The 15,569-nt window shown below is 47.5% G+C and carries 18 protein-coding genes and 1 pseudogene; 7 read left to right on the top strand and 12 right to left on the bottom strand.

Annotation, left to right across the window (positions count from 1 at the left end; all coding sequences use genetic code 11):
* Window positions 1-87: 87 nt before the first annotated feature.
* A complete protein-coding gene (locus SPTER_RS03600; protein WP_144349097.1) occupies window positions 88-2,697 on the bottom strand; it encodes an EAL domain-containing protein in 2,610 nt (869 codons plus the stop codon).
* Window positions 2,698-2,738: 41 nt separating this feature from the next.
* Window positions 2,739-2,936 carry a hypothetical protein gene (locus SPTER_RS03595; protein WP_144349096.1) on the bottom strand — a complete coding sequence of 66 codons (198 nt, stop codon included), beginning with the start codon at window positions 2,934-2,936 and terminating at the stop codon, window positions 2,739-2,741.
* 361 nt (window positions 2,937-3,297) lie between these two features.
* Here SPTER_RS03595 and SPTER_RS03590 point away from each other — a divergent pair, with 361 nt between their 5' ends.
* On the top strand, window positions 3,298-3,978 hold the full coding sequence (locus SPTER_RS03590; RefSeq protein ID WP_144349095.1) for a TMEM165/GDT1 family protein: 681 nt from the start codon (window positions 3,298-3,300) through the stop codon (window positions 3,976-3,978).
* A gap of 312 nt (window positions 3,979-4,290) precedes the next feature.
* On the opposite strand, the gene SPTER_RS25200 is transcribed toward SPTER_RS03590, so the two are convergent.
* From SPTER_RS25200 to SPTER_RS03580, 3 genes and pseudogenes are all read right to left on the bottom strand, one after another.
* On the bottom strand, window positions 4,291-4,434 hold the full coding sequence (locus SPTER_RS25200) for a hypothetical protein (RefSeq protein ID WP_246105466.1): 144 nt from the start codon (window positions 4,432-4,434) through the stop codon (window positions 4,291-4,293).
* A pseudogene (locus tag SPTER_RS25830) lies at window positions 4,435-4,587 on the bottom strand (DUF1638 domain-containing protein); the annotation flags it as partial.
* Window positions 4,588-4,615: 28 nt separating this feature from the next.
* The gene (locus SPTER_RS03580) at window positions 4,616-4,891 is read right to left on the bottom strand and encodes a DUF1638 domain-containing protein (RefSeq protein WP_144349093.1); all 276 of its coding nucleotides are present in this window, start codon (window positions 4,889-4,891) and stop codon (window positions 4,616-4,618) included.
* A 338-nt stretch (window positions 4,892-5,229) separates the two neighbouring features.
* Here SPTER_RS03580 and SPTER_RS03575 point away from each other — a divergent pair, with 338 nt between their 5' ends.
* From SPTER_RS03575 to SPTER_RS03560, 4 genes are all read left to right on the top strand, one after another.
* Complete coding sequence (locus SPTER_RS03575; RefSeq protein ID WP_144349092.1) at window positions 5,230-6,657, top strand: ATP-binding protein; 1,428 nt, start codon at window positions 5,230-5,232, stop codon at window positions 6,655-6,657.
* A gap of 55 nt (window positions 6,658-6,712) precedes the next feature.
* Window positions 6,713-7,135: a tripartite tricarboxylate transporter TctB family protein gene (locus SPTER_RS03570; protein WP_144349091.1), complete on the top strand. Its 423-nt coding sequence runs from the start codon at window positions 6,713-6,715 to the stop codon at window positions 7,133-7,135.
* 16 nt (window positions 7,136-7,151) lie between these two features.
* A complete protein-coding gene (locus SPTER_RS03565) occupies window positions 7,152-8,660 on the top strand; it encodes a tripartite tricarboxylate transporter permease (protein WP_144349090.1) in 1,509 nt (502 codons plus the stop codon).
* Window positions 8,661-8,934: 274 nt separating this feature from the next.
* Entirely contained in the window at window positions 8,935-9,915 is a 981-nt protein-coding gene (locus SPTER_RS03560) for a tripartite tricarboxylate transporter substrate binding protein (RefSeq protein WP_144352729.1), read from the top strand.
* 142 nt (window positions 9,916-10,057) lie between these two features.
* Here the strand turns inward: SPTER_RS03560 and SPTER_RS03555 are convergent, their stop codons facing one another.
* A complete protein-coding gene (locus tag SPTER_RS03555) occupies window positions 10,058-10,549 on the bottom strand; it encodes a methylated-DNA--[protein]-cysteine S-methyltransferase (protein WP_144349089.1) in 492 nt (163 codons plus the stop codon).
* Window positions 10,549-10,635 (bottom strand): hypothetical protein, encoded by an 87-nt coding sequence (locus tag SPTER_RS25825; RefSeq protein WP_425474355.1) that lies wholly within the window; start codon window positions 10,633-10,635, stop codon window positions 10,549-10,551. The genes SPTER_RS03555 and SPTER_RS25825 overlap by 1 nt, the downstream gene beginning before the upstream one ends.
* 376 nt (window positions 10,636-11,011) lie before the next feature.
* On the opposite strand from SPTER_RS25825, the gene SPTER_RS03545 reads away from it, so the two are divergent.
* A complete protein-coding gene (locus SPTER_RS03545) occupies window positions 11,012-12,034 on the top strand; it encodes a glycosyltransferase family protein (RefSeq protein ID WP_144349088.1) in 1,023 nt (340 codons plus the stop codon).
* Window positions 12,035-12,049: 15 nt separating this feature from the next.
* Here SPTER_RS03545 and SPTER_RS03540 read toward each other — a convergent pair whose 3' ends face one another.
* Both SPTER_RS03540 and SPTER_RS03535 read right to left on the bottom strand, forming a co-directional pair.
* On the bottom strand, window positions 12,050-12,244 hold the full coding sequence (locus SPTER_RS03540) for a hypothetical protein (protein ID WP_246105465.1): 195 nt from the start codon (window positions 12,242-12,244) through the stop codon (window positions 12,050-12,052).
* A gap of 241 nt (window positions 12,245-12,485) precedes the next feature.
* Window positions 12,486-13,064: a flavodoxin family protein gene (locus tag SPTER_RS03535; RefSeq protein ID WP_144349086.1), complete on the bottom strand. Its 579-nt coding sequence runs from the start codon at window positions 13,062-13,064 to the stop codon at window positions 12,486-12,488.
* 142 nt (window positions 13,065-13,206) lie between these two features.
* On the opposite strand from SPTER_RS03535, the gene SPTER_RS03530 reads away from it, so the two are divergent.
* On the top strand, window positions 13,207-13,590 hold the full coding sequence (locus SPTER_RS03530) for a winged helix-turn-helix transcriptional regulator (RefSeq protein WP_144349085.1): 384 nt from the start codon (window positions 13,207-13,209) through the stop codon (window positions 13,588-13,590).
* Window positions 13,591-13,613: 23 nt separating this feature from the next.
* On the opposite strand, the gene SPTER_RS03525 is transcribed toward SPTER_RS03530, so the two are convergent.
* The 3 genes from SPTER_RS03525 to SPTER_RS03515 all read right to left on the bottom strand — a co-directional run bounded on the left by SPTER_RS03525 (window position 13,614) and on the right by SPTER_RS03515 (window position 15,411).
* Window positions 13,614-14,231: a LysE family translocator gene (locus SPTER_RS03525; protein ID WP_144349084.1), complete on the bottom strand. Its 618-nt coding sequence runs from the start codon at window positions 14,229-14,231 to the stop codon at window positions 13,614-13,616.
* 6 nt (window positions 14,232-14,237) lie between these two features.
* Entirely contained in the window at window positions 14,238-14,696 is a 459-nt protein-coding gene (locus SPTER_RS03520) for an Lrp/AsnC family transcriptional regulator (protein WP_144349083.1), read from the bottom strand.
* A 121-nt stretch (window positions 14,697-14,817) separates the two neighbouring features.
* Window positions 14,818-15,411, bottom strand: a complete 594-nt coding sequence (locus SPTER_RS03515) for a flavodoxin family protein (protein WP_144349082.1) — start codon at window positions 15,409-15,411, stop codon at window positions 14,818-14,820.
* Window positions 15,412-15,569: the final 158 nt, after the last annotated feature.

The following is a 15,569-nucleotide window of genomic DNA, read 5'->3' as shown; positions in this document are numbered from 1 at the left end:
TAGCCTGTGACTAACCGTCTCTAACGCCCGCTTCTGCCAGTGGAAGGTAGAACAGCTAACCCCTTAACCTGGGGTTAACTCCCCACCTCAAGCTAAGTTGTCTTTATTAACTAGCCTCAACGCCTCTGCCTCCGGTACAGGACGGCTGATCAGGTACCCCTGGATCGAATCGCAGCGCCAGATTTGCAGCAGCTCACATTGTTCTTTGGTTTCCACGCCTTCCGCCACAACCTCAAGCCCCAGGTTGTGCGCCAGGGCAATGATGGAACCAATCAGGGGAACATTGTTCCCGCTGGTGGCCAAATCATCGACAAAGCCCTTATCAATCTTGACGACATCAATAGGTAATTGTTTCAGGTAGGTCAATGAAGAATAGCCTGTCCCAAAATCGTCAAGGGCAATACGAACCCCAATAGCTTTTAACTCCTTAAGTTTTGCAATATTTGACGCTAAACAATCCGAATTCATCAGGATTGTTTCCGTAATCTCAATTTCCAGCCTATTAGCAGGCAGCACCGCTGCCTGCAAGGCGGCCTTAACCACCTGGACGAAATCATCACAGGCCAGCTGTTTTACCGAAACATTAACAGCAACATAAATAGGCTGGTCAACAGTCATATCAGCCAGCCGGCGGGCAAACGCACAGGCCGCCTGGATAACCCATTTGCCAATCGGAACAATAAGTCCTGACTCTTCCACTAACGGGATAAACTTGTCCGGGAATATCAGGCCCCGGTGGGGATTATGCCAGCGTAACAGCGCCTCAAAACCGGCAACCCGGCCGGTGGCTAACTGCACGATTGGCTGAAAATACAGCAGAAACTCTTCATTGCTGAGCGCAGTCCGCAAACTGCGCTCCATTTTAAGCTTCTGAATCAGGTTTTCCTGCATTGAGTTTTCAAAGAAACGGTAGTCGTTCCTACCGGCATTTTTAGCTGCATAAAGCGCTGTATCGGCGTTCTTGAGTATTTCATCAACTTCAGTGCCGTTACGGGGATAACAGGCAATGCCGATGCTGACCGAAAGAAAAAAAGGGTGGGCGCACAGATTAACTTCTTTGGACAAGGCTTTGATAAGGGTTGCCGCATACTGGGATACCACGGTGGTCTCACTTATATTTGTCAGCAGTACCACAAATTCATCACCACCCAAACGGGCTACCAGATGATCTTCCCCAACAAGTTGTACAAGGGTGCCGGCCACTTCAATCAGGAGTTGGTCACCCTGCATATGTCCACAGGAATCGTTAACAAACTTAAAATTATCGAGATCCAGATATAACATGGTACCGCTTCCCTGACCGTTTTGCGCCAATAACAGTTCGCTGCGCAGACGTTCCGTTAATAGCCGCCGGTTAGCAAGTCCGGTTAATGGATCCCGGTAAGCCAGACGCCAGATTTCAGCCTCCCGCCGTTTATGCTCATTAATATCTGTGAATGATCCGGCCAGGCGGATTACACTGCCGTTCCCGTTCAGCAAAGCTTTCCCCCGTGATAATACCCAAAAATATTCCCCGTTTTGGTTCCTCACCCGGTATTCGGCAGCATAAAATGGTGTTTTTCCCGTAAAATGATCAGCCATTGCCTGCTCCCGAATCACTTTATCCTCCGGGTGTATCCTCGTTTCCCAGCCTAGCCGGATGTCAACCCCCTCCACGGCAGACAGCCCCAGGATATTGTTCCAGCGTTCTGATAACGCTATTTTATTGGTACGCAGATCCCAGTCATAAATAACGTCATTGACACCTTCCATCGCCAGGCGATAACGTTCTTCGCTGGTCCGGAGCAATTCATTAGCAGCTGTCAATTCGGTGTATAAGGCAATCAGCTCCTCATTACCGGCCGTTAATTCTTCATGGCTTTGGGTAAGTTCTGCATGGGCCTGCAGCATGGCCGTGTTTTTGGCCCACATTTCTGCCAGCATGGCATTGAAGCCGGTAATCAGCCTCTCTGCTTCCGAGCCCTGACGATAGGTTGCAGCCGCAAGCAGGGGAGCTTCCCCAGAGTTCCGCTTAAACCGGTCAAAAGCCTGTATTAACAGCTGATAGCTGCTAAACAGCGGCTGCAGCAACGTATATTGCGCTCCCATTACCAGTAAAAAGAAAAACAGGAATATGCCCTGGAGCTGTATAAGAAACTCCTGGTAGCTTGTTTGAATATCCTCCACATACATGCCTGTGCCGATGTAGGCTTCAAGCTCAGGTATCCCTACTACATAAGAAACCTTTTGCTGTGGTTGAGCCCGGCCGGGCGGATGATAAAAATAGGTAACATACCCCGCCCCCTGGCGGGCCTGTTCAATAAGCGACAAGAGGATGGGGTAACCCTGCGCATCGGTAAGCTGACTTTGGTCACTGCCTTCCAGACCGGACTCAAACGGCTGTACAAGCATTACTCCCTGGTAAGAGCTCATAAATACGTAGTTTGCCCCAAATATATCGCTGTAAGTCATGGTCCGGACACGATCGCGGACTTTATGTAACACTGCCTCCCGGGATAATTCCCCGGTGCGGTACTGGGCAATAACCGGCTCAATCGAATTGCGGGCGACCTCACTAATACGCTTAAGCTCTTGCCGCCGGTAATCATAGAGATTCACTTCAAATTTTTTTGTAATAATTCCGACAGCCAGTATTAACCCAGCCACAAAGATCAATAGTGCCAGTAAAATTCTGCTCAGGGTTTTGTCTAACCACATTACCAAAGCTTGCAACCAAAATACCTCATCTCTTCCTTATGTCAGCTATTAGTGCTTTCTTTATCATTTTCGATATTCCACCAGCAAACCCCTTGTGCTGCCATATTTTTTTTACATACGCCCCACCCGCTGCCCAGCCGGGGATTGCGGAACTGTCCGCCGCCGGTACCGGCCCGGCCAAGCCGGCAAGTTGATATGATCGGTAAGGAGCTGATTTTGGGGACACAACTGGTATTCATCCTTCTTTACTTATCTGCTCTTTAGTATTTATAACGGAGTATCTATATCTACCCGCTGCTCGCAGGTCTTATCTGCTTTATTCTCATGGCAATCCGCCGCGGTTACCCAGAATAGTGCCCCTCTCCCCGGCAGGGGAAATTCGTTATTTGACAATACCTGCGTGGTAGTGTAGAATAAAAACAATATAATATTCCTTAACACTCCTAAAGGGGAGTAGCTCTAGAACAGAGTCAACATACTGGTGAGTAATCATCTGGCTCTGTTGTTGACAGTTGTCAATAGTGAGACCTTTAGTATGACTAATATTGTCATACTAAAGGTCTCGTTTTTTATATATAACACCATTTGGGGAGGTTTATTATGACAGCATTTTTAACTTCACTTGTCTTTGTAGTACTGGCAGAGATGGGTGATAAAACACAGCTTCTGGCTATGGCCTTTGCCACCCGCTACTGCTGGCGGACAGTCATGTGGGGCGTATTCGCCGCGACCATACTCAATCATTTGTTTGCCGTGGTTGTCGGCAGCTACCTGACCTATTTTATTCCCATGAATTACATCCAGCTTGCCGCCGCTGCCTCTTTTATTATCTTCGGTTTGTGGACAATCCGTGGTGATGAACTCAACGGCGAGGACAAAGCCTGTAAACGCACTCCCTTTTGGACAGTAGCCATTGCCTTCTTTATCGCCGAAATGGGAGACAAAACACAGCTGGCCACAGTGGCATTAGCCGCTCAATTTAATGCGATTATCCCGGTATGGCTGGGAACAACTACCGGCATGATGGTTGCCGACGGCATTGGGATCATAATTGGCATTGTGCTGGGGAAAAGAATCCCGGAACGGGCCGTAAAGTGGTTTGCCGCCATTGTCTTTATCGGCTTTGGCCTTTTTGGCCTTTACGAATATTTGCCTGGTCAGTATTTAACCCCGGCAACAATCACCGGCACCATCGCCATCCTCTTGCTTCTGATCTACCTGATAGCCCGCATGGGCGGCGATACAACCAAGCTCCCGCCCAAGCTTTCACCTGAAGAATAGCCGGCGCCGGCAGAATAACCCTTTCACTCTACTGAAGCGGCAACCGGTCCGCTAAGTGGACAAGGGGACAGCTTGGTTGTCCCCTAGCTTGTCCTGGTACATGTTTAGTATGCCAACACAAGCTTAAGAGTGGATATATCATGCAATGCTTCGAGAATCATTCAGCCGATTATTGTTGCCGAGGCTGAAGATAGATACCGGTTTACTAAAACCCCCAAGGATATATTCCGCCCCGGTGAGAGACGCCCTCCGGCCCGCATCTTGGCAGAAATATCCCTGGCCCTTGTTTTTATTAAAGCGAATAATTTCTGGCTATTCATGGTCCTGCAGGCGCCGGGACTGCCGCCCGGATTGCTGCCAGAATATTACTTTTAAATGTTTCCAGGTTTCCCCCACAATGGGCACCCGGGTGTACTCGAACAAATTCAGGATCATCTCATCGGTAATTTCACTCACACCGGTATCGAAGAATAATATCTGATCATAAAACCCGAAACTCTGCCTAAGTGCTACCTCATCAATTCCCCAACCCGTATCAAAGAGTTCCCGCCACTTAGTTAACCACCCGGGAGTTAAATAAAAGGTCTTGGCACTGCCCGCCGCATTGATTCGCTCCCCCAGTATCAGTTCAATACAGTTAGCCTGAACAAACCCGGCCTAACTGATACTTTTGTAAAAAATCATCAAACTCCGGGTGACATTTAGAGCCATAAAGCAGGATAAGGCGGTCTGCCGCTATCTCAGCCAAAGCTGTAATGATCGCTGCTTTTAAATGTTTTAAATTGGAATGCAGTTTTAATGGTAAATAAGTAACCACCAACTCACAAGCAAATAGTCTGTCTCGTCTTATTTGCGCCAGAACTACTTCTAACTCCGGCTGATAGATGCTGCATGCCAGAATGCCTAGTTTCACAGCCTGCCTCCTCGTTGAATAAAAGTATATTTAAGTTTCAGTATTAACGTGTATATACACGTATGTGAATTGTTTTTACTATAACCCTTTCACCGTATCATGTCAATATTAAACTATACAAGATTCAGTTTACGTTTTTTTACGCTATTATAATCAAACAATTGCAAATTTATATCAGCTTTAGAAGGATATTCCCATTTATTAGCGAAACATTTACAATATACGATAGGTAAATTTTGTATTATAAGGAAAAAATATCATGAATTATGTAATCATGCGGCGATGACTTAAGTAAACTAAAAAACGAGAGGTGCGACAATTTTGAGGGACCGGAAACGATGAAAAGAATCAATCTAACGACAAAACTGAACTTTAAGATAGTTTTTGTTGTTTTGTTGTTAATGATCACTGTTACCGCTTATAATCATTGGCTCTACGTACAAGAGGAGAACGATAAGAATATCACATTGCTGATGTCCATTACGGAGTTTCTTGTCCAGAAAAAGCCCGCCGGTTCCTTTGCAGATATTGCCGCCCAACAGGTTAGCCCCCTGCAACCGGCCCAGGAGCAGGTGTTAGCTATCAACCGGCAGCTCCACCCCCTGCTAAACGAAATATTTGTGCCTTTAGATATCATTAAATTTGGTTATTATGCCCGTCAGTATGACTGTATTGTTGCCATTGGGCCACAATTAGACACATCATTACTTATCGGTATCAGCCCTTGCAAGCTGCGACAAATCAACGAATCCAATACTGAACTGCTGATAAAAAACAAAAGCTCAGTCGTTTGGCATGGCGCCAACTCCCTTGCCTATGTTAAACCGATTAGCGAAAATGGGGTTATTATTGGTCATGCCTTCGCCTCGATCAATCAGGATGCCGTTTACTCCGTACTTTGGCGGCGGACAATTAGTACCTTTTTAGGTGCGTTTCTCATGGTATTAGTCTGTGTCGCCGTGTTTCGCGAGTTGTTTGTAAAATTAAAAAAAGATTTGCGCACATTTGCCGAATCGATCCTTGACGGCCGTACTTATAATTATAAAAGTGAAATTGAGGAATTCACCCCGATTCTAAAATACATCAGTGAACAAACAGAAAAAATGACAAAACTGGACAGATTGAATATCATTGGTGAAATGGCCGCAGGGATTGCCCATGAAATCCGCAACCCAATGACAACCGTCCGGGGGTTTTTACAGTTTCTCAGTATCAAAAATGAATTTATAAAACAAAAGGAAAATTTCGACCTGATGATTGATGAGCTGGACCGTGCCAACAGTATTATTACGGAGTTTTTGTCACTTGCCAAAAATAAGAACATGGAATTCAGCTACATAAACTTAAATACGATTATCCATGATATTTACCCGCTCCTGCAGGCCGATGCCATGCGGAATAATTGCGAGATTAAGGTCATTTTGGACGATATACCCAGTGTGTCTGCAGACCAAAGCAGTATACGCCAGCTTATTTTAAATCTGGTAAGAAACGGGATTGATGCAATGCCTAAAAGCGGTATCATTAACATCTACACAGAAGCAGTTGACTCGAAGGTATTATTGTCCATCCAGGATTGTGGCGTCGGTATTCCCCCTGAAATCAGGGAAAAGCTGGGAACCCCCTTCTTTACGACCAAAGAACAGGGCACCGGCTTGGGTCTGGCGATTTGTTACCAGATTATCCAGCGCCATTCTGCCACATTAAGTATTGAAAGCAGCCCGGGAAAGGGGACAACCTTTACCATCGGCTTCAAGCAGTCCTGATAGTTTCGATGTAGTCACAGTATTAAAAAATGTGCTTACTTGAGGTGATATTTACATGGCTGAACGAATAGTTACCCTGTGTTTTTTGCTGGGAAGCAGTATTTATCTGTTTGGTGCTCAACAACTGACTTTTGGCACTATCGATTCCCCCAAATCCGGATTTCTCCCGAATCTGGCAGGTTTAGCCGGTATTGTGCTGGCCATTGTCCTGCTTATCGTAAACCGGCAATGCCTGAGTAAGCCGGTAAAACAGGATATGGTCGACTGGACTAAATTCATCTTTGTTATTATTGGCCTGATCGTTTACATTACAGTCCTGAATATTATCGGTTATCTGGCGGCGGCGTTTATCTTTCTGCTCTATTTGTTTAAAGTGGCCGATACCGGCGGCTGGCTGGTGCCGGTTGCCATGGCCGGCAGCTGCTCGGTTATATTCTATCTTGTATTTGGTTACTATTTAGCAGTTACTCTGCCATAGCTCAGGAGGGATAAACATGGAAATCTTAGACCTGTTGCTGCAAGGCTTATCAGTCAGCCTCGTTCCCGCCAATTTAATGGCCTGCACGATTGGGGTTATTATCGGGACGCTGGTGGGGGTATTACCGGGAATTGACACAATCAGCACAATTGCCCTGCTGCTGCCTTTTAGCTATACCATGGGCAGCACGGCGGCCTTAATCATGTTTGCCGGCATCTATTACGGCTCAAAGTATGGCGGGTCAACAACCTCTATTCTGCTCAATGTTCCCGGCGAGGCGGCATCAGTGGTCACCTGTCTGGATGGCTATCCGATGGCCCAGCGGGGGCGGGCCGGGGCGGCTCTTTCCGTATCGGCAATTGGCTCTTTTATTGCCAGTACCATCGGTGTAATTGGCTTAACCCTGTTTGCCCCGCCGTTAGCACAGGCGGCACTCGCCTTCGGTCCGCCGGAATACTTTGCCCTGGCCCTTGTTGGCATCATCATTTTAACTAATCTTACCGGCACTTCCACCCTCAAGTCGATGATGATGGTCAGCACCGGCATTATGCTCGGCACCGTCGGCCTGGACAGCCTATCCGGCATCAGCCGTCTTACCATGGGGGTGCCTGAACTTGACCGGGGGTTTGAATTATCGATTCTGGCCATGGGGATATTCGGCATCGGCGAGATTCTTACGGTAATGACAAAACCCACCACACCGCCCACCCTGCCCTCCATAAAGCTGCGGGACCTATACCCGACCAAAGAAGAATGGCGGCGTTCCGTCCCCCCCATGTTCCGCGGCGGTGTCATCGGGTTTCTGGTTGGTTTACTGCCCGGTCCGGCGGCCACCATCTCCAGCTTCGCCTCGTACGCCATGGAAAAACGCCTCAGCAAAAATCCGGCTGAATTTGGCCAGGGGGCGATTGAGGGGGTCGCCGGACCGGAAGCCGCCAATAACTCTGCTGTTTCCGCCACCATGATCCCCTTATTGTCGCTGGGACTGCCGTTCTCCGGCGCTACCGCCATCTTGCTCAGCGGCTTTATGATTCATGGCATTACCCCTGGTCCGGCCTTAATAACCGAACAGCCCGGCATGTTTTGGGGGTTAATTGCCAGTATGTACATTGGCAATATACTGCTTTTAATCATTAACCTGCCATTAATTGGCGTTTTTGTCCAGATGCTCAAAACACCCCTTAATATCCTCATGCCGCTGATTGCCTTATTGACCCTCACCGGGGCATATTCCATCAATAACAGCATGTCCGATCTGGTATTAATCGTAATCTGCGGCATCATCGGCTTCTTTTTGCGGCGGACAGGTTTTGAGCCAGGCCCCCTGCTGATCGGTGTAATCCTGGGGCCAAGCCTGGAACAGGGCTTAGTACGCGGCTTAATCATCTGCGACGGCGATATCTGGGCAATGATTACCCGGCCAATTTCCAGCCTCCTGCTGACAATAGGGGCTTTGGTCATCCTCTATAATCTAACCAGCTGGCTTATCAAAAGCAATAAGCGGCGAAGGGAGGGAAGCTGTTAAAATCTGTGAGTAACAAGGGGGTATGCAGCCATGTGGAAAAAACCAATTAGCTTCTCGCTAGTAGGTGTATTTCTTATTTCGATAATGTTGGGAGGCTGAGTGATCTGCAAAGTGAAAAGATTCCAGCCGCTGATAGTCAACAACTTTCTAAAACCCTCCAGGCCAGTGGCGTTTTAGAAAAAATCAAAGCTCAGAAAAAATAAAGACAGGCAGGTGTTAAAGAAAACCTATGCTACCCAAAAAAATATTCGTTAGTTTGTCAATAACAATTTTGATGGTATTAGTATTGGTAGGTTGTAGCGATATACAAACACAAACTATCCCGGTCAGCAAAGCTGCTAAATTTCCCGAAAAACCAATTACTGTTATTGTGCCGTTCGCCGTAGGCGGAGGCCTGGATTTAACAGCCCGCTCATTAGAAAAATTTGCACCCCAATACTTAGGCCAACCGCTGACAGTCGTCAATCGCCCGGGAGGAGCAGGTACTATCGGCTGGAATGAATTGGCCGGAGCAAATACGGATGGCTATACCCTTGGCATAACAGGTATTGATATGCTGTTGCTGCCACTATATGGATCTGTTAAATACAATTATCCAACTGCACTATCGCCCATTGTACAAGTTGCAGCAACACCAATGGTCCTGGCAGTCCAAACGAACAAACCCTGGCAAACACTTGATGAATTAATAGATTATGCCAAGCAGCATCCAGGGGAACTAAAATTTGGCCATGGTGGTATTGGCTCATTTCCGCATCTGCTCGGTGAGATGTTTGCCCAAACGGCCAAGATTACTATCGATCAGGTTCCCTTTTCCGGCGCAAGTGAAGCTACCGCTGCTTTATTAGGGGGACATGTGCACCTTAGTTTTGTCAATCCGATGGTAATTAGAGAACATGTCAAAAACAGTACCATTAAAATCTTAGCGGTAACAGGGGAACAACGAATAGACGATGCTGTGTTGTCGCAGGCACCTACCTTTAAAGAGCAGGGATTAGACATTACTCTAACTAACTGGTATGGCATAGCGATACCTAAAGAAACGCCGCCGGCAATAAAAAACAAATTGGCGGAAGGATTTAAAGCTATGATTTCCGATCCCGAATTTATCAAAAATATGAACAATATCGGACTTCCTATTCAATATTTAGGACCACAGGAAACACAAGACAAATGGCTGGCCGATAGTCAAAAACTCACATCAACCTTAGAAGATACCGGCATTCTTGAAAAAATCAAAAATCAACGTAAATAGACAGATTGATTATCTCTAATAACAGCCAGGGAGTTGCGCAAATGACGCAACTCCCTGGCTGTTTAACTATTTATATTCATCCATAAAAGACTTTGCCACAGACAAAAACCGCATATCTATCTCAATGCCTGGCCAAGCCAGCTCATTTACCGATATAGTCACTCCTTTCGACAATTCTGCCCTGTTCCAGCGCCAGCAGTCTTTGCTTAAGGTCAAGTCCGCCCCGGTAGCCGGTCAGGGAACCATTGGCACCAATCACCCGGTGACAGGGAATAAAAATCGGAATAGGATTGCGGTGGTTGGCAAGCCCCACTGCCCGGGCTGCTTGCGGCTTACCAATTTTTACAGCAATATCCTGATAAGAAGCGGTTGTGCCGTACGGGATCTCACACAGCCGGGTCCAGACCTGTTGCATAAAAACAGTGCCGGCCGGGGCCAGCGGCAGCGTAAACTCTGCGAGTGAGCCGGCGAGATAACTGGATAATTGCCGGGCGGCCTCTCTCTGCACCGGTGTTTCCGATAGCGTGCAAGCCGCCGGTACCTGGTCGCCGGCAAAATAAAGCTGCGTAATGCTGCCCGCCTGTTCGCGGATACCAATTTGTCCGATATCGGTTTGATAAAAATATAAAGACACTATAAGTCACCTCGCTTTTTTCTAAACCGGTTAGGTGTATCTCCTGTTAGGGCCTGAAAACACTTGTAGAAATTAGACAGGCTTATAAAACCGGTCGCATAAGCAATCTCAAGAATTGTGGCATCACTCTGCTGCAGCAGCTGGCACCGCCATGTCCACTCTTAATTTTGTCAAATACTGCCCCGGGCTTACCGGCAGCAGGCGCCTGCTTGCTTATATTCATTTTACCTGAAATCCAATAATAAATCTTTCTGTATTTTAACAAGTAATTCATAGCGGTGAAGAGTCTAAGGTTCCGGGGAAACGCTGCGCTGGCAAGCGGCACAATCAAGCTGCCGATAAACTAAAGCCAATCAATAAAGCCCGTGCAACTTAATTAAGTATACACGAGCTTTTTTCACTAAGCCGGCAATAATGAACCAACAGCCCATACCCGGGAATATAATGACAGGAGGTGATATCATGCAGCCTGTTATTATCTATCCGCCAACCATCGACTGGGACTATCTGCACCAACGCCCGCAACAAATACTGAAAGCCCTGGCGGGGCTTGACTGCATCTGCATTTTTTGCAATGTAAACCTGTATAAGCGTCACCCTGGCGGTATTATCCAGCTTAAAGAAAACCTGCTGCTGGCCAATGGCTGGGATTTTACTGCAGCCGTCAAGTGGGCCCGGAGCAATTACCCCGGCCTTCCAATCACGGCCTATTTCACCTATCCGGCGCATATCACGCCAATCCAGTCGGCCAAGCCTGACCTGATTATCTTTGATTCTGTAGATGAACCGGCCGGCGAATTCATTTCCTGGCTCCCGGACTATGCCCGGGCGCTACAACAGGCGAATGTGGTCACGGCCACGGCCTGCTCGCTTGTCAGCAGGGCCAAATCTATCGTCACCAAAGAAGTCCATTTGCTTCCTAATGGCTGTGATTACGAACATTTTAAAACTGCGCAGCAACGCCACGACATCCATTGCCTGCCCTTCACCGGCAGTAAGCCGATTATCGGCTATATCGGCGCCATCGCCCCCTGGCTGGATATGCAACTGGTCAATTCCCTGGCCAGATGCCTGCCTGATTATGAGTTCGTGTTTATTGGTTCGTTATTGTACCAAAATACAATAGCCTTTCCCAATCGCAATATGCACTATCTGCACCATCAGGCTTATGCTGAGCTGCCCCGCTATCTGAGTAATTTTAATTACAGTCTGATCCCGTTTAAGCTTACGGAAATGACCAGAGGGGTCAATCCGGTAAAGTTCTGGGAATATCTTGCCGGCGGTATCCCGATTTTGAGCACCCCGTTGCCGGAAATACCGCCTGAATATGTTACGTTCATCACTGAGGCTATGCTGCCAGGGTTTTCACCGGCGGCAGATGAAAAAAAACGGGCTGCCGGAATTCAGTTCGCCTGTGAAAACTCCTGGACAGTCCGGGCCCGTAAGCTGCGCAAAATTATGGTCACTGAGTTGGAATATGGCTAACTGCTGAAATCAAGGTTAATTCAGGGTCATATATTTAGTTTTGACATGGGGGACCCGATTAAGCGCCTGCTCAAATTCTGCGATTACTTTTTGATCGGCACACATTTGCAAGAGAATAATCCCGCTATTCGTACATTGGTCGCGGTCTGCATCATGCAGCCCCAGTCTGACCCGTATATGACAGCCGTAGTTAGTCAGAATATCCTGCACAGAGCTGGCGGTTTCAACACGATTGTCCTGGGTGATAGCTACTACGGTAGAAAGAACAAAAATCCTTCATATGCATAACCTCATTTCAAATTTACTCCCTGCTTTCTAAAGTATGTGCCGGGGTAATAACCGTTATACACTTCAGAGACAGCCCCAGGCCGGGTACAAGGGATATAAAAAACCGCGACCAGCCGCGGTTTTTTATATTGCCGGAGCAGGCAGAGCATATAGCTATACTCTATTAACTATTGAGTTTTTGCAGCACACCCGCCATATTCCTGCCCAGTGTCTGGAAGGTTTGTATCCCCTCCTCATCTTTTTGAATGTCACCCGGCTCCAGGGCCAAGGTCATATTCCAGTAGCTGGAACTGGGAATAACCATTTCGGCAATGCCAAAAAAGAAATTTATGGCCGCATAGGTGAACGTGGAACCGGCCCGCCGGACGGAAACCACGGCCGCACCGACTTTCCCCCGGAGCAGATCGCCGCCATTGGCCTTGGCGACAAAGCCACAGCGATCAATCAGGGCCTTCACTTCCGGTGAAACATTGCTAAAATAAGTGGGGGACCCAATAATAATGCCGTCAGCTGCCTGAATCTTTTCAATGAAGGCATTCATCTCATCATCCTGCCGAATACAGCGGTTGTTCTTGGTTTCCCAGCACTTACCACAGGCCAGGCAGCCAAAAACCTTGCGGCCGCCAAGCTGAATCATCTCAGTTTCAATCCCTGCCTTTTTTAATTCCGCAAGCACAATGGTAATCCCCTGCGCAGTATTGCCATTCACCCGCGGACTGCCGTTAAAAGCAACTACTTTCATCTTACATCCTCCTTATGGCTTACACTTTTTGATTTTCGTAAGCTTACTCTTTTGTTATAATTATAAGTACTGGTATACAACTCAGCAAGTACGCACTTATTTGTTTCCTAGTACCTATTTAGATACCGAAAGGACGATATTTATGATTTATTTTAAAAATTCCGAATATCAGTGTTCGATGGAATTGACCTTAGAGCTTATCGGCGGCAAATGGAAATCGCTTATTTTATGGTATCTCGGCGAAAATACCCTGCGGTTTAGCGAACTGAAAAAAGCCCTGCCTAAGGTTACGCAAAAAATGCTGACCCAGCAGCTCAGAGAACTTGAACAAAGCGGCCTGGTAAACCGGTATATCTATACGCAGATACCGCCCAAAGTAGAATACTCCCTGACCCCTGCCGGCAAAAGCCTCTTGCCCATCCTGACCTCGCTCTGCGAATGGGGTCAAAATTATGTAAATGAGATTGAGCCGTCCGGCCAGCCAACAGCTTGCCAGGCTGACAAACAGCTGGTATCCCCGAAATAGACAGTACTACATCCTTACCGGCTTTAAGAAAGGCTGGCAATAAGGCTCACTAGGCCAAAGCCGGCAATTATTATCCCTGCAAGCCGGTTAATCCAGGCCAGCCGCTTATGATCAAAGCGGGAGCGCAGCAGCACCACCAGACTGCTTAAGGCCAGCCACCACAGCATTGATCCGATAAACACTCCGAGAACCAGTACTCCTGCGGCTTGGTAATTGCCCCCGGCCTCACCCAGGCCTAAGCCTGCAAACACAGCCGCAAACGACATAATTGTGAGCGGATTGGTTAACGTTAAGAAGAAAGCGGATATATAGGTGGTCAAAAGTCTTTTGTCGCCAGGCTTGGCAGTTGGTTCTCCCGGTGCGGCTGTAAATGCGGTATAACCCAAATAAAGTAAAAATACGCCGCCAAACAAGCGTAAATAAAATTGCTGCTCCAGGACGAGAGTGGCTATGGCCGTTAGACTAAAGGCAGCGATACAGCCATAAAGAGCATCGGCGGTTGCAGTCCCTAAGCCTGAAAAACAACCGCTGAGCAGGCCCTGAGCTAAGGTCCGGCGAATACAAAGCAGGCCCATAGGTCCCACCGGCGCCGCTATCAAAAATCCTAAAATAAGCCCTTTTATAAACAAAACTATTTCCACGGCTTATTATCCTTTCACAAAGGCAACCGGCAATACCGGCGTTTCTTTAATGGTCGATAAAATTACGGTTGTTCGGGTCCTAATGCCTGGCAAAGATTTGATTTCTTCACTGATTAGCCGTTCCAGGTCGCGGGTACTTGTGCACCGCACTTTTAGAATATAATCTTCGGCCCCGGCTATATGATGACACTCCTGAATTTCCGGTACGGTATGAACCATTTGCAGAAATTCCGGTTTCTGCCCGGAACGGTCCAGCGTGACTGCTATGAGAGCCGCCAAACCATAACCCACAGCCTCAGGATCGATCAGCGCCGTGTAGCCTTTAATAACCCCCATTTCTTCCAGCTTACGGACCCGGTCGGCGGCGGCAGGAGCCGACAGGCCGAGAAGCGCGCCCAAATCTGCCCAGGTGGTACGGGCCTGATTCATCAGCCGCTGTATTATCTTTAAGTCATGATCATTCAAGCCTTCACCTTCTTTTATATCTTTTTTTATCTATTATACATTATTTTATAGATAATTTATAGATAAATAATTACGAAACAAAAGAAACCTGCAACTTATGCAGGTTTCTTTTGTTCGTCGGTCAGCTTACATTATGACGGTCGCCGGCAATTAGCTTCCTGCCCAGCGCAAAGGCCTGGGCCAGATCGTCAGGGCGGCCGGCTAATGGTCTGGCATCAAGGTCCGCCAGGGTCAGGGTACCGCTATTGTTTACGCCGATCATCTTAAAATATAGGTTTATTACATGCAGCGAGCCAATAAACTGTTCATTATAAAGGGGCTGGCCGCCGGTGGCAATAAATATGCCCGGTCGCTTGCGTCCGCCAAATACATCTGTTTTTACAATATATTTTGCCGACCAAAAAGGCTGACAGCGGTCAACCACCGCTTTTGCCTGGGCACTCATACCGTTAAAATACACCGGGGCGGCAAAAATGAAAGCATCCATAGCCACAATTTTTTCATAGACAGACTCCATGTCATCCCGCAAGCGGCAACGGCCGGTGTGCATACAGTAATCGCAAGACTGACAGGGTGCAACCTTAAGTTCATTAATGAGAATTTTTTGCACCTCTACATCGCCGGCGGCAGCTGCGCCACGCAGCACTTCATCAATAAGCAGACTGTTTGTACCATTAGGCTTCGGACTTCCCAGCAGTGCCAGTATTGTTGTCAACTAGCTTGCACCTCCTAATGATTATTTTCTCCCCTTACAGATTCTGTATCTATTGCAACAATCCTGCCGGCCGGTCCTGTAAACTAAATTTCTCTTATCACGCCTGTATGTTCATAAACTTTGTCGCGGGCTTTAGGCTGAATCATTTTAGCCTGACC

This window comes from Sporomusa termitida (genome assembly GCF_007641255.1).
GTDB lineage: Bacteria > Bacillota > Negativicutes > Sporomusales > Sporomusaceae > Sporomusa > Sporomusa termitida.
This window is presented reverse-complemented; position numbering and strand designations above follow the sequence as displayed.